The 19,325-nt window shown below is 60.8% G+C and carries 11 protein-coding genes; 9 read left to right on the plus strand and 2 right to left on the minus strand.

Annotated features, from left to right (window positions below; all coding sequences use genetic code 11):
- Positions 1-4 precede the first annotated feature (4 nt).
- From DD586_RS17235 to DD586_RS17275, 9 genes are all read left to right on the plus strand, one after another.
- Positions 5-652: a CIS tube protein gene (locus DD586_RS17235; protein ID WP_012886097.1), complete on the plus strand. Its 648-nt coding sequence runs from the start codon at positions 5-7 to the stop codon at positions 650-652.
- 12 nt (positions 653-664) lie between these two features.
- The gene (gene vgrG, locus DD586_RS17240; protein ID WP_012886098.1) at positions 665-2,455 is read left to right on the plus strand and encodes a type VI secretion system tip protein VgrG; all 1,791 of its coding nucleotides are present in this window, start codon (positions 665-667) and stop codon (positions 2,453-2,455) included.
- A gap of 124 nt (positions 2,456-2,579) precedes the next feature.
- On the plus strand, positions 2,580-2,879 hold the full coding sequence (locus DD586_RS17245) for a PAAR domain-containing protein (protein WP_012886099.1): 300 nt from the start codon (positions 2,580-2,582) through the stop codon (positions 2,877-2,879).
- Positions 2,880-2,881: 2 nt separating this feature from the next.
- Positions 2,882-3,301, plus strand: coding sequence for a GPW/gp25 family protein (locus DD586_RS17250; protein WP_012886100.1), 420 nt, complete (start codon positions 2,882-2,884; stop codon positions 3,299-3,301).
- A 63-nt stretch (positions 3,302-3,364) separates the two neighbouring features.
- Positions 3,365-7,507: a baseplate J/gp47 family protein gene (locus tag DD586_RS17255; RefSeq protein ID WP_012886101.1), complete on the plus strand. Its 4,143-nt coding sequence runs from the start codon at positions 3,365-3,367 to the stop codon at positions 7,505-7,507.
- A 61-nt stretch (positions 7,508-7,568) separates the two neighbouring features.
- Positions 7,569-8,396 (plus strand): hypothetical protein, encoded by an 828-nt coding sequence (locus tag DD586_RS17260; RefSeq protein ID WP_012886102.1) that lies wholly within the window; start codon positions 7,569-7,571, stop codon positions 8,394-8,396.
- A gap of 2 nt (positions 8,397-8,398) precedes the next feature.
- On the plus strand, positions 8,399-10,846 hold the full coding sequence (locus DD586_RS17265; RefSeq protein ID WP_012886103.1) for a hypothetical protein: 2,448 nt from the start codon (positions 8,399-8,401) through the stop codon (positions 10,844-10,846).
- Positions 10,843-14,664: a contractile injection system tape measure protein gene (locus tag DD586_RS17270; protein WP_012886104.1), complete on the plus strand. Its 3,822-nt coding sequence runs from the start codon at positions 10,843-10,845 to the stop codon at positions 14,662-14,664. Before DD586_RS17265 ends, DD586_RS17270 begins: the two co-directional genes overlap by 4 nt.
- Positions 14,665-14,722: 58 nt before the next feature.
- Positions 14,723-17,185 carry a hypothetical protein gene (locus tag DD586_RS17275; RefSeq protein ID WP_012886105.1) on the plus strand — a complete coding sequence of 821 codons (2,463 nt, stop codon included), beginning with the start codon at positions 14,723-14,725 and terminating at the stop codon, positions 17,183-17,185.
- Positions 17,186-17,237: 52 nt separating this feature from the next.
- Here DD586_RS17275 and DD586_RS17280 read toward each other — a convergent pair whose 3' ends face one another.
- Complete coding sequence (locus DD586_RS17280) at positions 17,238-18,275, minus strand: LacI family DNA-binding transcriptional regulator (RefSeq protein WP_012886106.1); 1,038 nt, start codon at positions 18,273-18,275, stop codon at positions 17,238-17,240.
- The gene (locus DD586_RS17285) at positions 18,276-19,325 is read right to left on the minus strand and encodes a carbohydrate ABC transporter permease (protein WP_012886107.1); all 1,050 of its coding nucleotides are present in this window, start codon (positions 19,323-19,325) and stop codon (positions 18,276-18,278) included. It lies immediately after the preceding gene.

Consider the following 19,325-nt stretch of genomic DNA (forward strand, 5'->3'; position numbering starts at 1 on the left):
TATCATGCAGAAGCTGACTATCCGCACCCTCGATAAAAAGCAGCAGTTTGACGTGATGCTCAACCCTGCCAGCCTCCGTCACGAGCACGGCATCAACTACACCAACCGGGCGGTGGCGGGCAACCGTACACTCGGCAGTCTGGCACCACGGCTCGATTTCGCCAGCTACCAGAGCGAGAGCCTCAGTTTCGAGTTGATGATTGACGGCACCGGCGTGGTCGAGCAGCCGCAAAAACCCGATGTCGCCAGTCAGGTCACTCAGTTGAAAAACGTAGTGTACCGCTATGTCGGCGAGAAGCACGAACCCAGCGTGGTGGTACTGACCTGGGGCACCCTATCGTTCAAAGGACGCCTGACCCGTCTTGATATTCGCTACTCGTTATTCGACGCCGCCGGTGCGCCACTGCGCGCCACCCTCGGGTTGCGCTTCGACAACTATCTGGACAGCAGTGAGCAGGCGTTGCGGGCCAATCGCTCCTCGCCGGACCTCACCCACAGCGTGGTGGTGAAACAAGGCGATACCTTGCCGCAACTGTGTCATGCGATTTATCAGGACAGTGCCTATTACGTGGCGGTCGCCCGTTACAACAACCTGAATAACGTGATGCACATCGCACCGGGCACACGCCTGTATTTTCCCCCACTGGCCTGACGGAATCACGATATGGCGGACTCCCCGGCAACACACCATGACGGCGTGGTGACCTACACCATCAAGAGCAACGGCACCGAGATCGGTAACGCTATCCAGGTGTTATCCCTCCATGTCTGTAAACGGGTGAACCATATCGCCCGCGCAGAACTGGTGATTGAGGATGGCGACATGCCGCAAAATCGCTTTCCGCTCAGTAGCGGCTCGCTGTTCAAACCGGGTAACACGCTGACTATCGCCGCCGGTTACGCCAGCCAGGAACAGGTGTTGTTCGAGGGCATGATCATTCGCCACGGCATCCGCCTCGGTGGGGCGGGTCATTCACGGCTGATCATCGAATGCCGGGACAGCGCTATCGGCATGACGGTCGCGCGCCGCAACAACAACTACCTCAAGAAGAAAGACAGCGACATCTTACGCCAGTTGATTGGCGGCTGCGCCGGGCTTACCGCCCGTGTCGACACCACAACCACCCAGCACGACGAGCTGGTGCAGTTCAACTGCACCGACTGGGATTTTTTGCTGACCCGAGCGGAAGCCAACGGGCTGGTGGTCTGCAACGACGATAATACGGTAGCGGTCACCGCGCCCTGTCTGAGCGCGTCGCCGGTGTTGACCCTCACCTACGGCGACGACCTGATGTCACTGACCGCCGATATCGACGCCCGTTATCAGTTCAGCTCGGTCACCGGCGTTGGCTGGGATATCAAAAACCAGCAGCCGATACAGGAAAACGCCGCCGCGCAGTCCGTCAGCCAGCAAGGCAACCTCAGTGCCGATGAGTTGGCCCGCGTACTGGGGCTGACCGCGTTCCGGCTGCAAAGCGCCACGCCACTGCCAGCCAGCGCCCTGCGGGACTGGGCGAGCGGCCAGCAGGTAAAATCCGCCCTCTCCCGCCTGCGCGGCACGCTGACCTGTCAGGGCAGCGCCCGTGCACGCATCAACACGCTGATTGAACTGGCTGGCGTCGGCACGCGTTTTAACGGCCACCTCTATGTCAGCGGCGTTCGCCACCATATTCAGGATGGGCAGTGGCTGACCCACATCGATTTCGGTATGCCGCCGGTCTGGTCGGCCGAGCACCGGGATCTCACGCCGCCGCCTGCCGCCGGTCTGCTGCCGGGCGTGGATGGCTTGCAAATAGGCATCGTCAAAAAGCTCGATGGCGACCCACAACAGCAACACCGCGTTCAGGTATCGCTACCGGTGACGCAGGCGGAAAACGATGGCTTGTGGGCGCGGCTGGCCAGTTATTACGCCTCATCCGGCATCGGGGCGCAGTTTATGCCGGAGGTGGGCGACGAGGTGATACTGGGTTACTTCAACAATAACCCGTCCGACCCGGTGATCCTCGGCAGCCTGTACAGCAGCAAGAACCCACCGCCGGTCATACCGGAAGCCAAAAACACCCTCAAAACGCTGATGACCCGCAGCCAGTTAACGTTGCAGTTCAACGAAGAGGACAAGTCCATCACCCTGACGACCCCCGGCGGCAATCAGGTGATGTTGAGCGACAAAGACAAAACGGTGACGTTACAAGATCAGAACGGCAACAGCGTCACGCTGGATGCGTCTGGTATCACGCTCGACAGCCCGAAGAACATCACCCTCAGTGCCAAAGGGAAAATCGAACTCAGCGCCGGGCGCACCGTGGATATCAGCGCCAAAGCCGACGTCACCGCCGAGGGGATGAACGTCAACCTGTCGGCCAAAACCGGCCTGACCGCCAAAGGCAACGCCACCGCCGAACTGTCGGCCTCCGGCCAAACCACCGTGAAAGGCGGCATCGTGATGATCAACTAGGGTTGACTGATTGAGGGCGGTAGAGCGGAAGCGCACACCTCAGCACAGTTTTAACGCCAGACTGGTACAGCACACAACGAGACAACGTTGTTAGTTATCTACAAAAAATCAGGAGAAACACCTTATGCCACCTGCTGCTCGCCTGACTGACTTACACGCTTGCCCGATGGTGACGCCGGGGTTGCCGCCGATTCCTCATGTCGGCGGGCCGGTTATCGGCCCCGGCGTGCCGACGGTGCTGATTGGCAAACTGCCAGCGGCGGTGCTGGGGGATAACTGCGTCTGTGTTGGGCCACCGGATGCCATCGTAAAAGGCTCCGCCACGGTGCTGATCGGCGGGAAACCGGCGGCCCGTATTGGTGATACCACCGCCCATGGCGGCACTATCGCGCTGGGCGATTTTACTGTGTTGATAGGAGGATAACCGTGAATAACGACAACGCGTTTCTCGGTACCGGCTGGGGGTTTCCGCCGCAGTTCGATACCGCGACCCACAGTATCGGCATGGCCAGTGGCGATGAGGATATCCGGCAAAGCCTGGCGCTATTGCTCTCCACCCGCCCCGGCGAGCGCATTATGGCCCCCAGGTACGGTTGCGATATTCAGGGCATGGTGTTTGAAGACCTCACGCTCTCCACCCTGACCGACATGAAAACCCGTATTGAGCAGGCCATCTTGTTTTTTGAGCCACGGATTCAACTACAGGCGATCACTATCGACAGTAGCCATGCCCCCGACGGCACCTTGCTGATTAACCTCGACTACACGCTGATTGCCACCAATACCCGCAGCAACATGGTGTATCCGTTCTATTTACGGGAAGGCACGTTGACCGCAACGCCATAACTGGCCCCGACTGCCGCGCACTTCTTCCTCTGACGGACACCCATTAACCAAGGTCGCTGAATCATGACTACACACTGGAGCCCCCCATTGCCGCCCGCTGGCACCTCACAACACCAGCGCCTGCCGCCAGCACTGGAGGACGGCGCGTTTCTGGCAGACGAGATGTCGTTTGAAACCCTGCTGGTACTGGCCAGTGACATCGCCGCCCAGCTGTCGTTCGATGCCGGTGAAGTCTCGCCGCCGGGTAACTGGCAGGCGCTGTTTGCCAAAAGCGAAGTCACCGGTATGGCTATCATGCTGTCGTTCGACACCACGCTGGAGCAGAACCGTTTTCGTCAGGCGCAGTCACGCGGTCTGGATCAAACGCTGGCGTATTTGATCGCCCTCTACGGCAATCTGGATCGCTGGTACCGGGCTTTTATTCCCGTCCAGACCCTCAGTGCCGATCACATCAAGCTGACCATCCAGACGGTGCTGAAAACACAGTTGGTGCGCCCCTTTCAGTACGTGGTGATCCTGGCGCAGGCGTTGGAGGACTATCGCCAGTCGCTGCTGGCGGACGATAACCTGACCGCCCTCGACCCGTTGTGGGGGATTGGCTACGACAACGGCCGGTTTGTCGCCAGTGAGCAGCACCCGTTGCTCCAACAGCAATTACCGGGCATGGCGATCCTGGAAGAGCAGTTGCAGTTGTGTTTTTCCGCCGCCATCAATGCTGTCAGCCAGTTGCAGGCCGAGTGCCGCCGCCATCTGCAACAGGCGTTGTCTCATGCCGATCACGCCCCGGAAGTCGCCCTGTATCTGACGTTTCTGCGCTTATTCGCCAGAGCGCAGGCCCGGCTTAACCGGTTCACCGCCCGACACCTCGATTTTTACTACCGGCAGGTGCTGCGCCAGCAGCCACAACCGCTCAACGCTGACGCCGTCTTTTTAAAACTGACGCTGGAACATCCCACGACGCCTGTCGTATCACTGGCGCGCGGTACCGCCTTTAGCCACGGGCAGGATGACCGACTGCGCGACCTGCTCTACCACAGCGAACACCCGGTGTTGGTGACCGACGCTGAAGTCAAACAGGTTCACTCGCTGCTGCTCAGGCGCGACCCGTTGATGTCACCAGAACGGGAGTTGGATTTCGTCACCGCTATCCACAGCGACAGCCTGTGGCCGTGGCACGATGACCAGCCGCGCTCCCGCACCCTGCTGACGCTATTTGGCGAAACACCGGCGTTACAACGCCACCCGTCGCCCTGTGAACCGGGCATCGCCATTATCGACCCGGTGCTCTACCTGCCTGAAGGGCGGCGTCGGGTCAGCCTCACCATTAATCTCCACGAAGCGCAACATTCGCTACTGGCGCAACAACTTTACCTGCTGCGCGATACCCCTTATCCGGCCTTGTTGCGAAATCGGCTGACCACGCTATTGCTCACGCTGGCACGCGCGATGACACCGCTGCTGCCTGACGACAGCGCCCCCGCCACTATCCACTCGCTGGTGGAGGCGTTATCTTCCCGCCAGCTACAGGCACTGCAACACGGCAGCGACGACCACATCATCAGCCGTCTGTACCAATACCTGTTACTGGGCGTATTGCGCCAGACCGACGACCCGGCCTGCTATCGTCGTGCGCTGGGGCATCTGTTCAGCCGCCAGTGCCTGAGCCTGACCGACTGGCTGAATGACGACGACCGGCAATGGATTGTGGCCCGCAGTCACCAGTTGCTGCCCGCAGACAGCCAGTTGTCGCTGGCAGAGTTACTCAACGGCAACCGGCAAGCCACCTTTTACCGCCTGTGCAGCGAATTATTCACGCTACGCATCAGCACCGACAGTGGCTGGCAACCTATCGCCACGTACCGTATCCATCCACTGCGTGCTGGCGATGATGGCCCCTACGGTTTTCGGCTGACCTTTACCCTGCCGCCGGGGTTTGGGGCTGTCATACCCTGTGACCCGGCGATCCACGGTGAGAGGTGGTGTTACCACGCCCCGGCGTTGCAGGTGACTATGAAGCCGGAAACCCCCTTTTTCCCCTATTCGGTGTTTCGCCACTTCGTGCTCGGCCCGTTAATCATCAATACAGAGGTCTCCGGCGTTCAGGCAATTCATGTCTACACGCCAGAAGGCCAGGCCGACGCCAGCAAGGTGTTTTACCCCTTTGGCGCACAACCCGTCAGCCAGTCCTCACTGACGATCGCCTGCTATGAACTCGCCCAAAAGCAGGTACAGGACATCACGCTGAGCATCGACTGGGCCAACCTGCCGGGCGGCAGCGACGGCTTTCGCCAGCACTATCAGGCTTATCCCGGTGATTACGCCACCACGCGTTTTAACGCGCAGTTATCCGTACTGCGTGAAGGTGAATGGAAAGTCGTCAGTCACGATATCGCACTGTTTGACGGCGAAGCAGGCAGCGATCGGTTACGCCCTGACAGGCAGATTCATGCCTCGCTGAAGCAGGCGTTTCAACCGAGCCGCCACGCCGTCGACGCCGATACCTTTCGCTTCGACAGTACCAGCCGCAACGGTCTGATTCGCCTGTCGTTGTGCGAACCGGAGCACGCGTTTGGTCACCAGCAGTACGCGTCACTGCTGAGCCAGACGCTGATACACAATGCCAAACACCGCACGCCACTACCGCTGCCCAACCCGCCGTATACCCCGGCGATAAACCGACTGACGCTCGGCTACCGGGCCTGCTCCCGGCTCACCCCCGGCTTACCCAGCCACACAGGGCACACCGGCCACACACCGCTGCCGGACAGCCATCTGCTGCATTTACATCCTTTCGGCTATGAAGTGCTGTTCGGCTATGAAGTATTGTCCGACGATAAAGCGCTGTCCCCGATGCGTACCACCGACGAGGCTACCCGTAGCGTGACCTTTTTCCCCCGCTACGAGGATGACGGTAACCTGTTCATCGGCTTACAGGCCTCATCACCGGGTGGCATGTTGAACCTGTTTTTCCATCTCGACGATCAGGCCACCCCCACCGCCATTCGCCATCGACAGGCGTTTCAGTGGCGCTATCTGGTGGATAACGACTGGCGCATTCTGCCGCCGCATCAGGTCATCGCCGATACCACCTGCGGCTTTATCACCTCCGGCATCATCACGCTGGAGATCCCAACAGAGATTAACGATCGACACACCGTTATGCCAGATAGGCTCTACTGGTTGCAGGTCAGCACCCGGCAGGGCATCGGCGAGTACGCCAACTGCCTGCATGTCGCCACCCACGTGGTGCAGGCACGTCGGCAATGGACGCCGGGGCAGGAAAACGATAACCCGCCCGTGCCACCCGCCACCGCCTCAGGCTGGCAGGTGCTGTCGCCACCGCCGGGGCTTGGCGGCGTCAGCCTGATGCTGCCAGTGCAGGGTGAAGCGCCGCATGAGTCCCTGCGCCAGTTCCACCAGCGCGTCAGCGAACAGTTGCGTCACAAAGGACGGGCATTGACCGGCTGGGATTATGAACGGCTGGTGCTGCAACAGTTTGCGGATATCGAGCAGGTGCGCTGTTTTCCACATACCCGCTTCGGCGTGCCGGGCCATCATCCGGGGCATGTCCTGCTTTTGGTGCGCCAACGTCATCCAGCCTGTCAGCATCACCCCTGCGACGCGCGGCACACCAGCGCCGCGCTGCTACACCGGATACAAACCTGGTTACAAACCGTCGCACCGCCGGGGGCCAACATCGCGGTGCGTTCACCGGTGTACGACCGGGTTCAGGTACGCTGTAGCGTCGCGTTTCAGCCGGGACAGCACCCGGGGCAGGCATTGCGGACGTTGAACCGGGATATCTGCACCTACCTCTGCCCGTGGCGCGAAGACAGCGTCAGTCAGGGCTTTGGTTCCCACGTGGCGCTGCATCAAATCGAGTCATTCATCGCCCACCTCGACTACGTGCGTTTCGTGACCGCGTTTTCACTGGTCATCCTGCGTCAGGACACTGCGGATGAGTGCGACGACCCGACCACGGGCTGGCGGTTATCTGACAGTGCTGCGCCGTCGCACGATAACACCCTCGTTCCCGCCGCAAACACCCCGAATCTGACCGGGCTAAGTCCGCGCTATCCCTGGAATATTATCCTGCCGGTTGAACAACACGCGTTGCGGCTCAGTACCGATCTGCGCCCGCTGGCGCCGGAAAAAATCGGTATTGGCGATCTGGTCATCGGCGACAGTTTTCTCACCGTCCGCTAACCCGTGATGGCGGCCCGCCCGACGCCGCCAGACGGGAGACAGCGACAAAAGGAGTAGGTCAGTGGCAAAACGAAATCGCGGCACGTTGAAAAACTATTTCCGTCAGGGCGCTATGCCGTCCGCCGAGCACTTTTCCGATCTGATCGACTCGTCAGTCAACAAAATCGAGGAAGGGTTCGATAAAACACCGGAACACGGGCTGAAGGTCGCCGCACTGGATGCCCACGCCAGACTGATGACGTTTTACCGCGACAGTGACCCCAGCCGTGAGTTGTGGTCGGTCGGCCTGCAACCGGACAGCGACCGCTTACAGATAGACCGCCACCTCAGCGACGGGCAGGAGGTGATGGACGACGAGGCCCCCTTGCTGACGCTCACCCCGGAAGGGCGAATGGGCGTGAATACCAGCGCGCCGCGCCATGCGCTTGACGTCAACGGGGTGATCGGCGCGCCAGGTCGCGCTGGGGCTCAATGGGCAGAGACACTACCGGCTGATGGTCAGTGGCACGATATCACCCCCAAACTGGAAGGGTGCCAGGCGTTTGAAGTGGTAGCCGGTGTGGGTATCCGCCATTCAGGGCGCTACGCGTTGCTCCACGCTATCGCCCTGAATACCTGCGCGCCCAGCGGTTTTCTGTTCAACTTTTTCGGCCACAAAAACCGCATCAACGCGCGCCATGCTTATTACCATTCACGGGCTGACAAGCTGACATTGCGCTGGCTGCGCGACGATACGCCGACGCACGGTCATGACGGTATCCGCCCCTACCGGTTGCAGATTCGCACCCACACCAGTTACGGCGACGGCATCGTCATTCGCTACCACCTCACCCAGCTGTGGCATGACGCCTACATGCACGACTGCCTGTTACCGGCGCAGGAGGAGTGAGCATGGCGCCGTCGTCGTTTATCCCAAGGCAAACGGATGACCCGGACAACGTTGCCAGCCTGCTGCGCGACGGGCTGAAACTTGTGCAGACACTCAGCGGCAACCGCTGGACCGACTACAACCTGCACGACCCCGGCGTCACGCTGTTGGAACTGCTGTGTTTCGCGCTGACGGACCTTATCTATCGCACCGATTTCGACGTTGCCGATTATCTGACAACGCCTGACGGCCAGCTGGATTACGCCGCACAGGGGCTGATGCTGCCGGAACAGATTTTCCCGGCACGCCCCTGCACCCGAGAAGATTACCAGCGTGCGATACAAGACAACGTCGATGACGTCGAGCGCGTCTGGGTGACACTGGACGCCCAATGCCCGCAGTACTATCACATCGACCTGCTGCTCACCGAGTCGGCTCGTCAGCGTTGTGAACACCACCCGGCGCTGCGCGATACCCTCATCACGGCGGTCACCGAGGTTTACCACCGCAACCGCAACCTGTGTGAAGACCTCGCCGGGATACGCATCATCGACAGCCGCGGGCTGCGGCTGTACGCCGATATTGAGCTGCAACGCCACGATAACGCCGACGCGCTGGCAGCGGACATTTACTTTCAGGCCGAACAGTGGCTGCGCGGCGACGACACCCGCGCCGACGAGATACCAGATAATGACCCCATAGCCCCGACCCGCGCCCTCTCATCGCTCTATACCCGGCTCATCAGCATCGATGGGATTAGCCATATCCAACAATTGCGCCTGATCCCGCAGCCTGAACGGGAGGGTGCCTCCGATGCTCGCGCTGATCACCTCCGATCTGATCACGAACACTTCAGCCCCGGCGACTGGGTCCTGCTGCCGAAAAAGCACGATGACATTCACCTCCGGTTTACCCATCAGGGCTACCCTGTGCCGATTGACTTCAGCGCCATGAGTATCCGGCTGGTGCGACGGCAGGCACAAGCTGGCTCGCTGGGCGAGCAAATCCGCCGCCAGACCGACACCCTGACCCCGGTGCCACACGGCACCTGGCGCGCGCTGTCGGAGTATCATTCTCTCCAGTCGCTGTTCCCCCGCGTCTACCAGCTGGACGCACCGCGTTTTCCGGCCGCAATGCGCCCGCAGGAACACCGGCAGGTACAGCAATTTCGCGGCTATCTGCTGCTGTTTGAACAACTGATGGCGAACTTCTGCGCCAATCTGGCTAACCTGCGCGACCTGTTTTCCCCGTCTATCGACACTGGGCGCAGTTATGCCTTTGGCTTGCTCAATGACAGCCAGTTTCGTGGGGTGGATGACCTCTATCCTGACGACGCCGCGACCCGCTTTCAGCACCTGCTGGCCGGTATCGACCACTACCCGGAACGCAAAGGTCGGTTATTCGACTATCTGTTGGCGTTATACGGCGAAACGCTGGATACCCGTTTATGGCGTCAGCCGGGCGAAGCGCTGGATGACAGCGCGCAACGCCCCTTGTCACTGGAATATCCACGCCGGTTTATTCAGGCCATCGACCGCCTGACGCGCGATCGGGGTGCGGGTTTCAACCTGTGCCAGCCGATGACCCACCGGGAAAACCGGGGAGGATTCGCGCACCGTGTGGCGCTACTGCTCGGCATGGACGACGCCGACGACTGGCCCTATAGCCAGACACTGGTCCGGCAGGGATGGCGGTTCATCACCAACGATGCCCTGCTGCACTGCGCGCAGGAGCAGTCCCGCCTGCAATGGTTGGATCAACGCTCGCTCGACAGTTTGCTTGATGTACCGCTACGGGAAGCGCCGGAGCCGGGGAGCGCGGAAGAAGCCGCGACGGTGCGCGACATACAGACACTCTGCGACCATCCCTTGCCAGTCACGCTGTTGCAGCACGGTGTCACGCTGGCGCATTACCGTATTTTACCGCCACGCACCGGTAGCCGTTATCAGGCGCTGTTCCGGTTATCGCCAGCAACCACGCCGCCACACAGCGCACTGTGGCTCTATCTGGGTGACAGCAGCCGACCGGCGCAACTGGTGCACCTCGTAAATCAACTGCGCCGTCGGTTGATTCGGCTCAACCAGCAGTGCGAAGGGGTGTATGTGGTAGAGCACCTGCTGCTGCAACCGGCACCGCCGCACTGCTGTGCAGATGACCGCCCCAACCCGTTTCGCGGCCAGCTCAGCCTGATCCTGCCCGGCTACACCGCCCGGGGCGGCAACCCGCTGTTTCGAGGGCAAGCCGAAGCGTTAATAGCCCGCCAGTGCCCGGCGCACCTGCTGCCACGCTGCCACTGGCTCGATCTCGATGCCATGCACAGCTTCGAAACCGCCTGGCTCACCTGGCTTGATGCACGACGCCACGCCCCCGGTCAGCCCTTATGCGACGAGGCCAGCGCCCGACTGACGGCGCTGTTGCACGACTGGCACACCCCATCGCCGTTTTCTCAACCAGAAGGACAGGACGCATGACGCAGCCACACCGGATCCACACCGCCAGCCTGACGCTCGACTTTTGCCATCCGTCCGAGGCGGAGCGGTTTGAGCGCGAGGCCCCACATCTGGTGCAGCACCAGTTGTTGCCATTGATTGACAAGCTGTTTGATCAGTACTCGCCGCCGCACCAACTATGGGTCATCGACCACCTGAACTGTGATTTGGGCGCACTGCCGGCATCGGATCTGGCCTCTGCATTGCTGGCCGCACTACAACAACAGCTCACACAACAGCTCACACAAGCGCTGCGCGTGCAGCGACGGAACGTGAACACACTTCATGCCGGACACGAGGCGGGAGCTTCGGCCAGACAAGCCGTACCACAAGAAGTACAACAAGAATTACTGGATGGCCCGGCGGCCCAATGGCGTCAGTTGGCGTTTTACCTGCAACACGGCGTGATGCCCTGGCATTACCCCAGTCGACAAGGCGGGTGGCGGGTGGATAACCACCGCCGTCACTGGCTGGCTGAGGCGGTGCGTCTGCACACTAAACAGCTCAACCAGTTACTGAACGCCAGCCCCCACGCGGCAAGCCTGCTCGCCCGGCTGGTTTCGCAACTGCCGCTGAGCGCGCTCAATGGCTGGCTGGAACAGCTCTCCCCGGCCCATCAAGACATGGCGCTGCGCTGTCTGGCAGAACGGCCGCAGCAGCGGGACATGCCCGCCGCGTTGCGGGGGCGGCTGCATCGCCACTGGCACCAACGCATCCATCAGGCGTTGCAGCAGCACCGTCTGCGCCAGGAATTACTCCCCGTCTGGTCAACACTACTCAGCGAGCAGCGCCCCCGCTTTTTGCTGGCGCTGTATGCCTGCGGGCAACACGCTGATGTGGTGCGCGCGATGGCACAGGCGTTGGATGACACCACCTTCAACGACCTGCTAATCCTGCTGGCACCGCAGGCACAGCCGTTCATCCAGCAGGTACTGAACCACCCGATGTGGCTCCGCCAGCCTGACGACGTCATCCCCCCGGCGGAACCACCCTACCTGTTGCGGGAATTCACCCTGCATTACCTGCTGGTACAGCGCGGCGGTCAGTTCAATAAACAGCGCTACATGGCCGGGTTGATTGGCCGTCTGGCGGCGCATCACAATAGAGAGCGCACCGAGGTACTGCAATCACTGTACCTGTATCTGGCGGCCTGGCCGGGCGACCGAGCACTGAAGCAGCCGCTGTTGTCGTTACTGACCACTCTCTGGGAAGAAATGGCCGCGCCTGCCCGGTCACTGCCACTGTTGTCCGTCCCCCTGTCAGGCGTTCAGCCGGTACAGTACCGTGCGGCAACCCACGAACGCGGCACACAAAGGCAAACCACCGCAGAGGCCTTCACCCCCGAATGGCGACAGCACTGGCTGGATGCCCTGCAACAGGCCGATGAAGCGGCGTTCCATCGGCTATGGCGCCACAGCGCGCCGACTGTGCTGCTGATGTTACGCCCACTGTTGATCCACTGCGGTCAGCAAAGTCAGGTGCGCCAGCGCTGGGCGGTGCGTTTTTCCGCTGCCGCGCGCTATCGCCTGCTAACGTTGCTGGAACCGGCTGAGGCCCCGTTTATTCGTGACCTGATGGCTGAGGTCAGCGCCAGCCAGTCGGCGATCAACGCCCACGCCGCCCACGCGCCGGGCGAACCACTGCTGACACACAGCCTGTGGAGCCTCACCTTCAGCTATCTGCTGGTCGAGCGCGGCAGCGAGTTCAACCGCCACAGCTATCTGGAAGCGTTGCTGCGGCAACTGGCGGCACACCATAACCTGTCACGCCAGACGCTGGTTGAGGCATTGTTGCAACACCTGCGCCATACCACCGCAGACAGCGAGGTACGCCGGTCGCTGCTGGCTCTGCTCAGCCGCTGGCAAGACAGTGAGCCGGGCGCACCATCACTGCCGCCGTCACTATCGCCGTCACCGTCACCGTCACCATCAAAACAGCCTCAGCCATCCGCCGGGCAGACATTCCCGATCGAGGCTGATTTTCCGCCCCCGGCCGACCCGCTGCTCGATGCTGCCTGTTACCAATATCTGCACGATGTGTTGATCGACGGCTCACCGGCACGTCGTTTTACACCGACGCAAGCGGTACCGGATACCCGTTATGCGGCCTCGTCCCCTGCCGGTGCCGACCTGCTGTACTGCCTGCAACAGTTACAGCGCCACCACCCGTTATTGATCCAACGCTGGCTGGCGGTTTCCACACACCATCCCGCCAGTTGGTTACGGCTGTGCGCCGCCCTGCGCCCGTCACACGCGGCCCGGTTACTGGCGCTGTTGATCATGCTGCGCCAGCCATCTGCCAATCTGCGCCACCTGTCGGCGACACTCGACACCGCCACCCGTCGCCTGAGCCTTGCCCAGCGGCAGGCCTTCTACGGGCAGATGATCGAGACGCTGGCAGCCAACCGCACACCGGATTGGCTGGCAATCCGTGATGCAGTAAGCCAGGCTGACCCAGCCACCAGCGAGACCACACCCCGGCAACCGGCTCCCCCCACCGTCGCCCAGACGCCACGTACTATCGATGAAGCCAGCGCACTGGCGTTATTACAGCGGATAGCGGATCACGGCCCGGCCGCCGTCACCGAAAGCGACCTGAGCGCGCTCCCGGCAGCACTGGCACGCCTGCTGCCTGCACAGCCCGAGGCCATCCGCCGTTTACTGCTACCGGCGCTGCGCTCATCGACTCTTGGCGAACAACTGGCTGACAGACTCCCCGACACGCTGCACACCGCGTTACTGCTGCTGTTGCGCCGTCACGATTTCCTGGCGCTGTACCCATACGGCCGGTTGGTTACCAACCTCTGCTATCGCCATCCGGCGAACTATGATCCAGCGAACGACAGGGCATCGTCGGTACTGGAAAAACTGTTCAGGCGGGCGCTGTACCACGCGTTGTTCGCCACCGACTCACCGATGGCTATCGCCGCGTTTATCCGCTATTTTCTTGACCAACTGGCGGCTGACTGGCAAACACGCAGCCATCAGGCGTCACCGGCGGCGTTCTACCGTTTTCTACTGGAACAGGCACAGGCCGAGTGCTTACCGGCAACCCGCCTACTGGTCGAGCGTTTGCAACAGCTCATCACCACCGCCGGTCTGCATCAGGACACCCCACCCGCTGCACCTGCCGATATCACCGATGACAGCGATACCGGGCAACCCGCGGAACACCACAGCGCAGAGGAGCCTTGCTCTGCCCCCTCCGATGCAGAGGATACACCGCTGCCTGCACTGGTAGCGCCCGCACGCACGCCGGTTATCAGCGACTGGCAGGGTGATGACGCCCTGCGCACCGACGAACCGCTGTCTGTCGCCAACGCCGGGCTGGTGCTGGCCTCACCCTGGTTGCCTCGTCTGCTGGCACGGCTGGGGTGGGTGCAAGACGGGGAATTTACCGCACTGGATGCCCGCTATCAGGCCATTTACTGCCTGCAATATCTGGTCAACCCGCAGCCCGACTATGCCGAATACCAGTTAGCGCTGAACAAGTTACTGTGCGGTGTGCCGCTCAACGCGCCACTACCACGGGCGATGACACCGGACACCGCCATCTGCGACACGCTGGACACGCTACTGGCCGCCATCCTGCAACACTGGAACGCGTTAGGTCACACCTCGGTAGAGGGCCTGCGTCAGACCTTTTTGCAACGCGAAGGCACCCTGTGGCGACAGGCAGATAGCTGGAAACTGGAAGTGGACCCCGGCCCGTTCGACATGCTTATCGACCGACTGCCGTGGGGATATTCGACCATCAAATATCCCTGGATGGACCGGCCGCTGCACGTGGTCTGGCGTTGAGCCGCCCCGTCCTGTCGGCACCTGCCATCGACACCTGTTAAGGGAGTAAACCACCGTCATGAGGATTCACCGTTTTATCGTGCATCGTGCCATACCCGTACCACAGCGCGTCTTGCTGGGGTTAGTGGCCTGCCTGTGTGTACTGGCATTACCGCTCACGCCGATGGCCTCTGCCGCACAGCCGGAGGCGGTGTCGTCTCTGCCAGCAGACACGCCCACTGCCACGCCCACCTATGCCCAATGCCTTCAGGTGCTGGAACGGATGGACAGCCGACGGTTTACCCACATCACGCAGGATAAACTGGCGATTATCTACCACGATAATGACGACTATCAGCGCGATTATCATCAGCCGGGGGACTACCTTGCCGATGGGGTGTTCGGCCCCAAAACCCGCAAATGGCTGGCGACGTTTTGTGGCGAATTCGACATCACGCCTGCGCCGAATCGCAACACCTTCGTCGAGGCGTTGCTGGTGTCGCTGGCTAAAGTGTCCGAGTTGGATCAACTGTTTCCTTACTGGCGCAGCCGGATGAGCGCGCCGGAGCTGTTGCAGTGGCCGACGCAGAAAACCATCGAGTTTCTTAGCGCGCAGGTGGAGGCAATGAGCACACCGTCTACGGAGGTCGCACCCGTGGAGTACTACGCGCTGACAGAAGACGACCTGCGTAAACTGGCAGAACGCAACGCCATTCAGAGTCAACTGGACGCACTGACAGGCCACCAGTTCACCAGCCCGGTAGAATTAAACAACGCGGTACGCCCGTTAATCCGTCAATTACACGGTAATGAAGAGCAGATTTTGCGGCAAATTGTCGACGCCGTACCGGTCAACGCTGGCAGCGCTCAGACGCCCCCTGTTGCCACCTCCCCCGAAGGTACGCCACCTGGCGCGCAGGCCAGCGACGACAGCGCGGATACCCCGCCAGCTCTCCCGTCAGATACGCCACAACCCAGCGATGCCAATACGGTGATGGCTTACTCGCTCAACCAGAATGCACTGGAGCTGGCTTATCTCGATCTCAACCTGGTATCGGTCGATAAGGATGCCCTGACGCAACTGGCAACACTGAAAAACATACCGTTTGCCGACCGTTACCAACTGACGGTCGCGATGAAGCTGGCCGGGCTTGGCCGCCTCACTCGCCAGAGCTGGCAGCACATTATTGAGATAGCCCGCAAAGACGGCGCGCCGTCAGCCACCCTGCCGCCGATGGTGTGGCGGGCATCGGCGGATTGCGGATGTGAAGACAGCGCCCCGAACATTAACGGCGATGACGCCACGTTCTACGGCTTTTATCCTTACTGGCAACCGCTGGCGGAAGGGCAAAGCCTGAATTTCCGCCAGTTGGACCGCATCGGGTATTTCTCTGCCGCCCTCCTGCCGGGGGGACGCGAACCACAACTGGTGTTGCCACCCAACTGGCGGAAAAACAAACCGTATTCCAACTTTATCCGACTGGCGCATCGTTATCGCACAAATGTCGACCTGGTGGTCTCCACGCCACGAAAACTGCCATCGGCAACGCTGGTCAGCCTGTTCACCCCCTCGGTGATTGCCCGCCTGAGCGCCAGTGTGCAAACGCCACTGGAGGACTGGATTAATGGAGCGAAACCCTGGCTGACACTGGGTCTGGGTACCATCGACACCATGGCGGATGGCGTCACGCTGGACATCGACCTGACGCGGCTGACCACCCGCGCCGGTCAACAGACTTTTATTCGCTTTGTACAGGCGCTGCGCAACGCGCTTACCCCCACCAGACATCACTTCACCCCACCGCCCCATTACGCCATCAACCTGATCGTGCCGGTGGAGTTGCTGTTGAAGCGACAGGGGTTCTATACGCTGGATAACCTGCGTGAACTGCTGCCGTATGTTGATCGGTTTATCCTGCAATCGGATCCGCCCGATGGGGTCAGCGAACCGCGCCGGGCACGCGACCAACTGAACGATCTGCGCTACGCATTAAGCCAGCAGCCACAGGACGGTATTGCCGACCTGTACCGCAAGATGGTGCCTATCCTGATTACCGACACCAACCGCCAGCAAACGACGGAGCTGACCGAACTGGTGCATTACAGTAGCTGGAACTTCCTCAGTGCGGCTTACTGGCCGCTGCCGCTTAACGACACCAGCCAGCAGCTCATCAGCCACACGTATTACCCCAGCACCATCCTGCCCGCGCCGCTGGCGCAGATAGCGGCCGTCGCCAATGCCGTTATCGACATTGTCTGCCCTAACCGCTGGGTCCTGCGTCTGATTCTGCTGATCACCTTTTGGGGAATTGTCATCACCGGGGTCGTCAGCCTGTGGCTGTTCCCGGTGCGTAAGGTGACCGAATCACTGTGGTTTGCGGGGTTTGTGGTGCTGTTTGCCGCAACGCTAATGCTGGCGCTGGTCGCGGATCCGTACTGGCAGCAATACCAAACCGTGATCCTGCTGCTGTTCGCCGCCGTGGTGGTCGCCATCGCCACGCTGCAACGCGTGCGGAAAAACCGGCGGGATCGAAATCCGTGATGCCAGCAGCCCCGCGCCAAAGAGAAACGGCCACACAGGCATAACGACAGGCCTACAACGTCACCCCCCGCACCGACTCCCTGATAACCAGGTGACCGGCCAGCTCGATGCGCTGGGCGATGCCAAGGGCCTGTGTGGGCAGCAGTTGTTGGGTCAGCAGGTGCAGCGCCGCACGCGCCATCTCTTCAAATGGCAGGTGCACCGTGGTGAGCGACAGCGGCAGCATGTCGAGCGGCAGGATGTCGTCCATCCCCATCACCGAGATATCCTGCGGTACCCGCAGGCCGTGCTGGCTGAGTGCATCGGTCACACCGATGGCCTGATTGTCGGCAGCGCAGAAGATAGCGGTCACGCCCAGTCTGTCTGGATGGCGCACCAGCCAGTCGAGCAGCGCGTCACGGGCAGTCAATGGCTGAAAATCCGGCAGCGACAGAATCAGGCGCTCATCCAGCGCGATGTCAGCCTGCGCCAGCGCACTGCGATAACCACGCTCGCGCTCGCGGATAGTCTGGCGTGAAGGCCAGGTCAGGTGCAGGATGCGGCGATGTCCTTGAGCTATCAGATAGCGCACCGCCTGCGTCGCCGCATAGTAGTTCGCGGGCATCACGGTGTTAAGCCGCATGGTCGGGTCTTCACCGTTGATCAGTACCGCCGGTACGCCACTTTCCGCCACCGCGTTCAGCAAGGTGGGGTGGTCGTCATTGACGATCAGGATTGCGTTAGCCTTGCCAGCCCGCAGCGCCTGCAACAGTTGTTGCTCGTTGATGCTATCCGGTTCGCCGACAAACGGACTCAGTTGGATGTTGCGCTGCTGGCACAGGGTTTTTAGCCGGTTGATTAACGTCAGCGACACCAGATTGATATCGCTTTCCAGCATTAGATTACGCGGTGTAGCCAGCATAATATGGCGTAGCGGGTCTGGAGCCACGAGCGTTTTACCCGTCTTATGCAGCGGATACCCTTGTTCGGTGGCAATCGCCATAATCTGCTGGCGCACGCTGGCGCTAATGGGCGCGGTCCCGTTCAGCACCCGTGACACCGTACTGATCGAGACGCCCGCGCGCTCGGCAATATCCTTGAGCGTCGTCATTTATTTCATTCCTGTGTTGGCAATACCGGTGGTGATGTATTTTTGCAGGAACACAAACACCGCCGTCACCGGCAACAGCGAGAGCATCGTCATCGCCAGAATATAGTGCCACTGCACCGAGAACTGCCCCTGAAACGCATTCAGACCGATTTGCAGCGTAAAATTGTCCTGGCTGGACAGCACAATCAGCGGCCACAGGAAGTCGTTCCAGCGCCAGATCACCGAGAAGATCGCCAGCACCGCCAGCGCGGGTGCGGTCAGCGGCAAAATGATCTTCCAGTAGATGCGAAATTCACTGGCGGCGTCGATACGCGCCGCTTCGATCAGCTCATCCGGGATCGTCAGCATGTACTGGCGCAGCAGGAACACCCCGGTAGGCGTGGCGATCGTCGGGATGATCACCCCCCACAGGTTATCGCCCATCCGCAGGCCGATCACCACCAGAAAGGTCGGTACCATTACCACTGACAGCGGGATCATCATGGTGGACAAAAAGAGCGTTAATACCGTGCCACGCCCACGAAACTCGTATTTCGCCAGCGCGAAGGCCGCCATTGAACTGAGCAGCAGCGTCAGCAGCGTTGCCATCACCGTCACGAACACGGTGTTTTTCAGGTAGGTGGCGAAGTGGAATTTCGACAACGGCGTGGTGTAGTTATCGGTTTCCAGATGCAGGGTTTTCTGCGGTGTCAGGTTCTGCACCGGTACCCGCACCACCTCTTGCGGTGCTTTCGGGTCCACCATTTGTGCCAGCAAACCGATACGCCGTACCATCGCCAGCGTTTTGCTACTGCCATCGTCCTGCTTCGCCTGCCACAGCTCCAGTGGTTTCGGGTAGTCTGGCAGCGTAACGGTACTGGCGGCCTCCGGCAGAAAACTGGGCGGGAAACGGTTGATTTCCGCCGGTGTTTTCAGCGATGACATCGCCGCCCACATCACCGGAATCAACACCAACAACGTACCGACCACCAACCACACCCAGCTCATGATATCGGTGATGTGAATCCGCCCCGGATAACGGGTACGGGTAAGAAACGAGATGATCTTCAT

Source organism: Dickeya parazeae Ech586 (assembly GCF_000025065.1).
Taxonomy (GTDB): domain Bacteria; phylum Pseudomonadota; class Gammaproteobacteria; order Enterobacterales; family Enterobacteriaceae; genus Dickeya; species Dickeya zeae.

What these genes read in the sequence shown, in the direction of transcription:
- DD586_RS17235 (WP_012886097.1), top strand. Translation starts at nt 5, where the DNA reads ATGCAGAAGCTGACTATCCGCACCCTCGATAAAAAGCAGCAGTTTGAC.
- vgrG (WP_012886098.1), top strand. Translation starts at nt 665, where the DNA reads ATGGCGGACTCCCCGGCAACACACCATGACGGCGTGGTGACCTACACC.
- DD586_RS17245 (WP_012886099.1), top strand. Translation starts at nt 2,580, where the DNA reads ATGCCACCTGCTGCTCGCCTGACTGACTTACACGCTTGCCCGATGGTG.
- DD586_RS17255 (WP_012886101.1), top strand. Translation starts at nt 3,365, where the DNA reads ATGACTACACACTGGAGCCCCCCATTGCCGCCCGCTGGCACCTCACAA.
- DD586_RS17265 (WP_012886103.1), top strand. Translation starts at nt 8,399, where the DNA reads ATGGCGCCGTCGTCGTTTATCCCAAGGCAAACGGATGACCCGGACAAC.
- DD586_RS17270 (WP_012886104.1), top strand. Translation starts at nt 10,843, where the DNA reads ATGACGCAGCCACACCGGATCCACACCGCCAGCCTGACGCTCGACTTT.
- DD586_RS17275 (WP_012886105.1), top strand. Translation starts at nt 14,723, where the DNA reads ATGAGGATTCACCGTTTTATCGTGCATCGTGCCATACCCGTACCACAG.
- DD586_RS17280 (WP_012886106.1), bottom strand. Translation starts at nt 18,275, where the DNA reads ATGACGACGCTCAAGGATATTGCCGAGCGCGCGGGCGTCTCGATCAGT.
- DD586_RS17285 (WP_012886107.1), bottom strand. Translation starts at nt 19,325, where the DNA reads ATGAAGATCATCTCGTTTCTTACCCGTACCCGTTATCCGGGGCGGATT.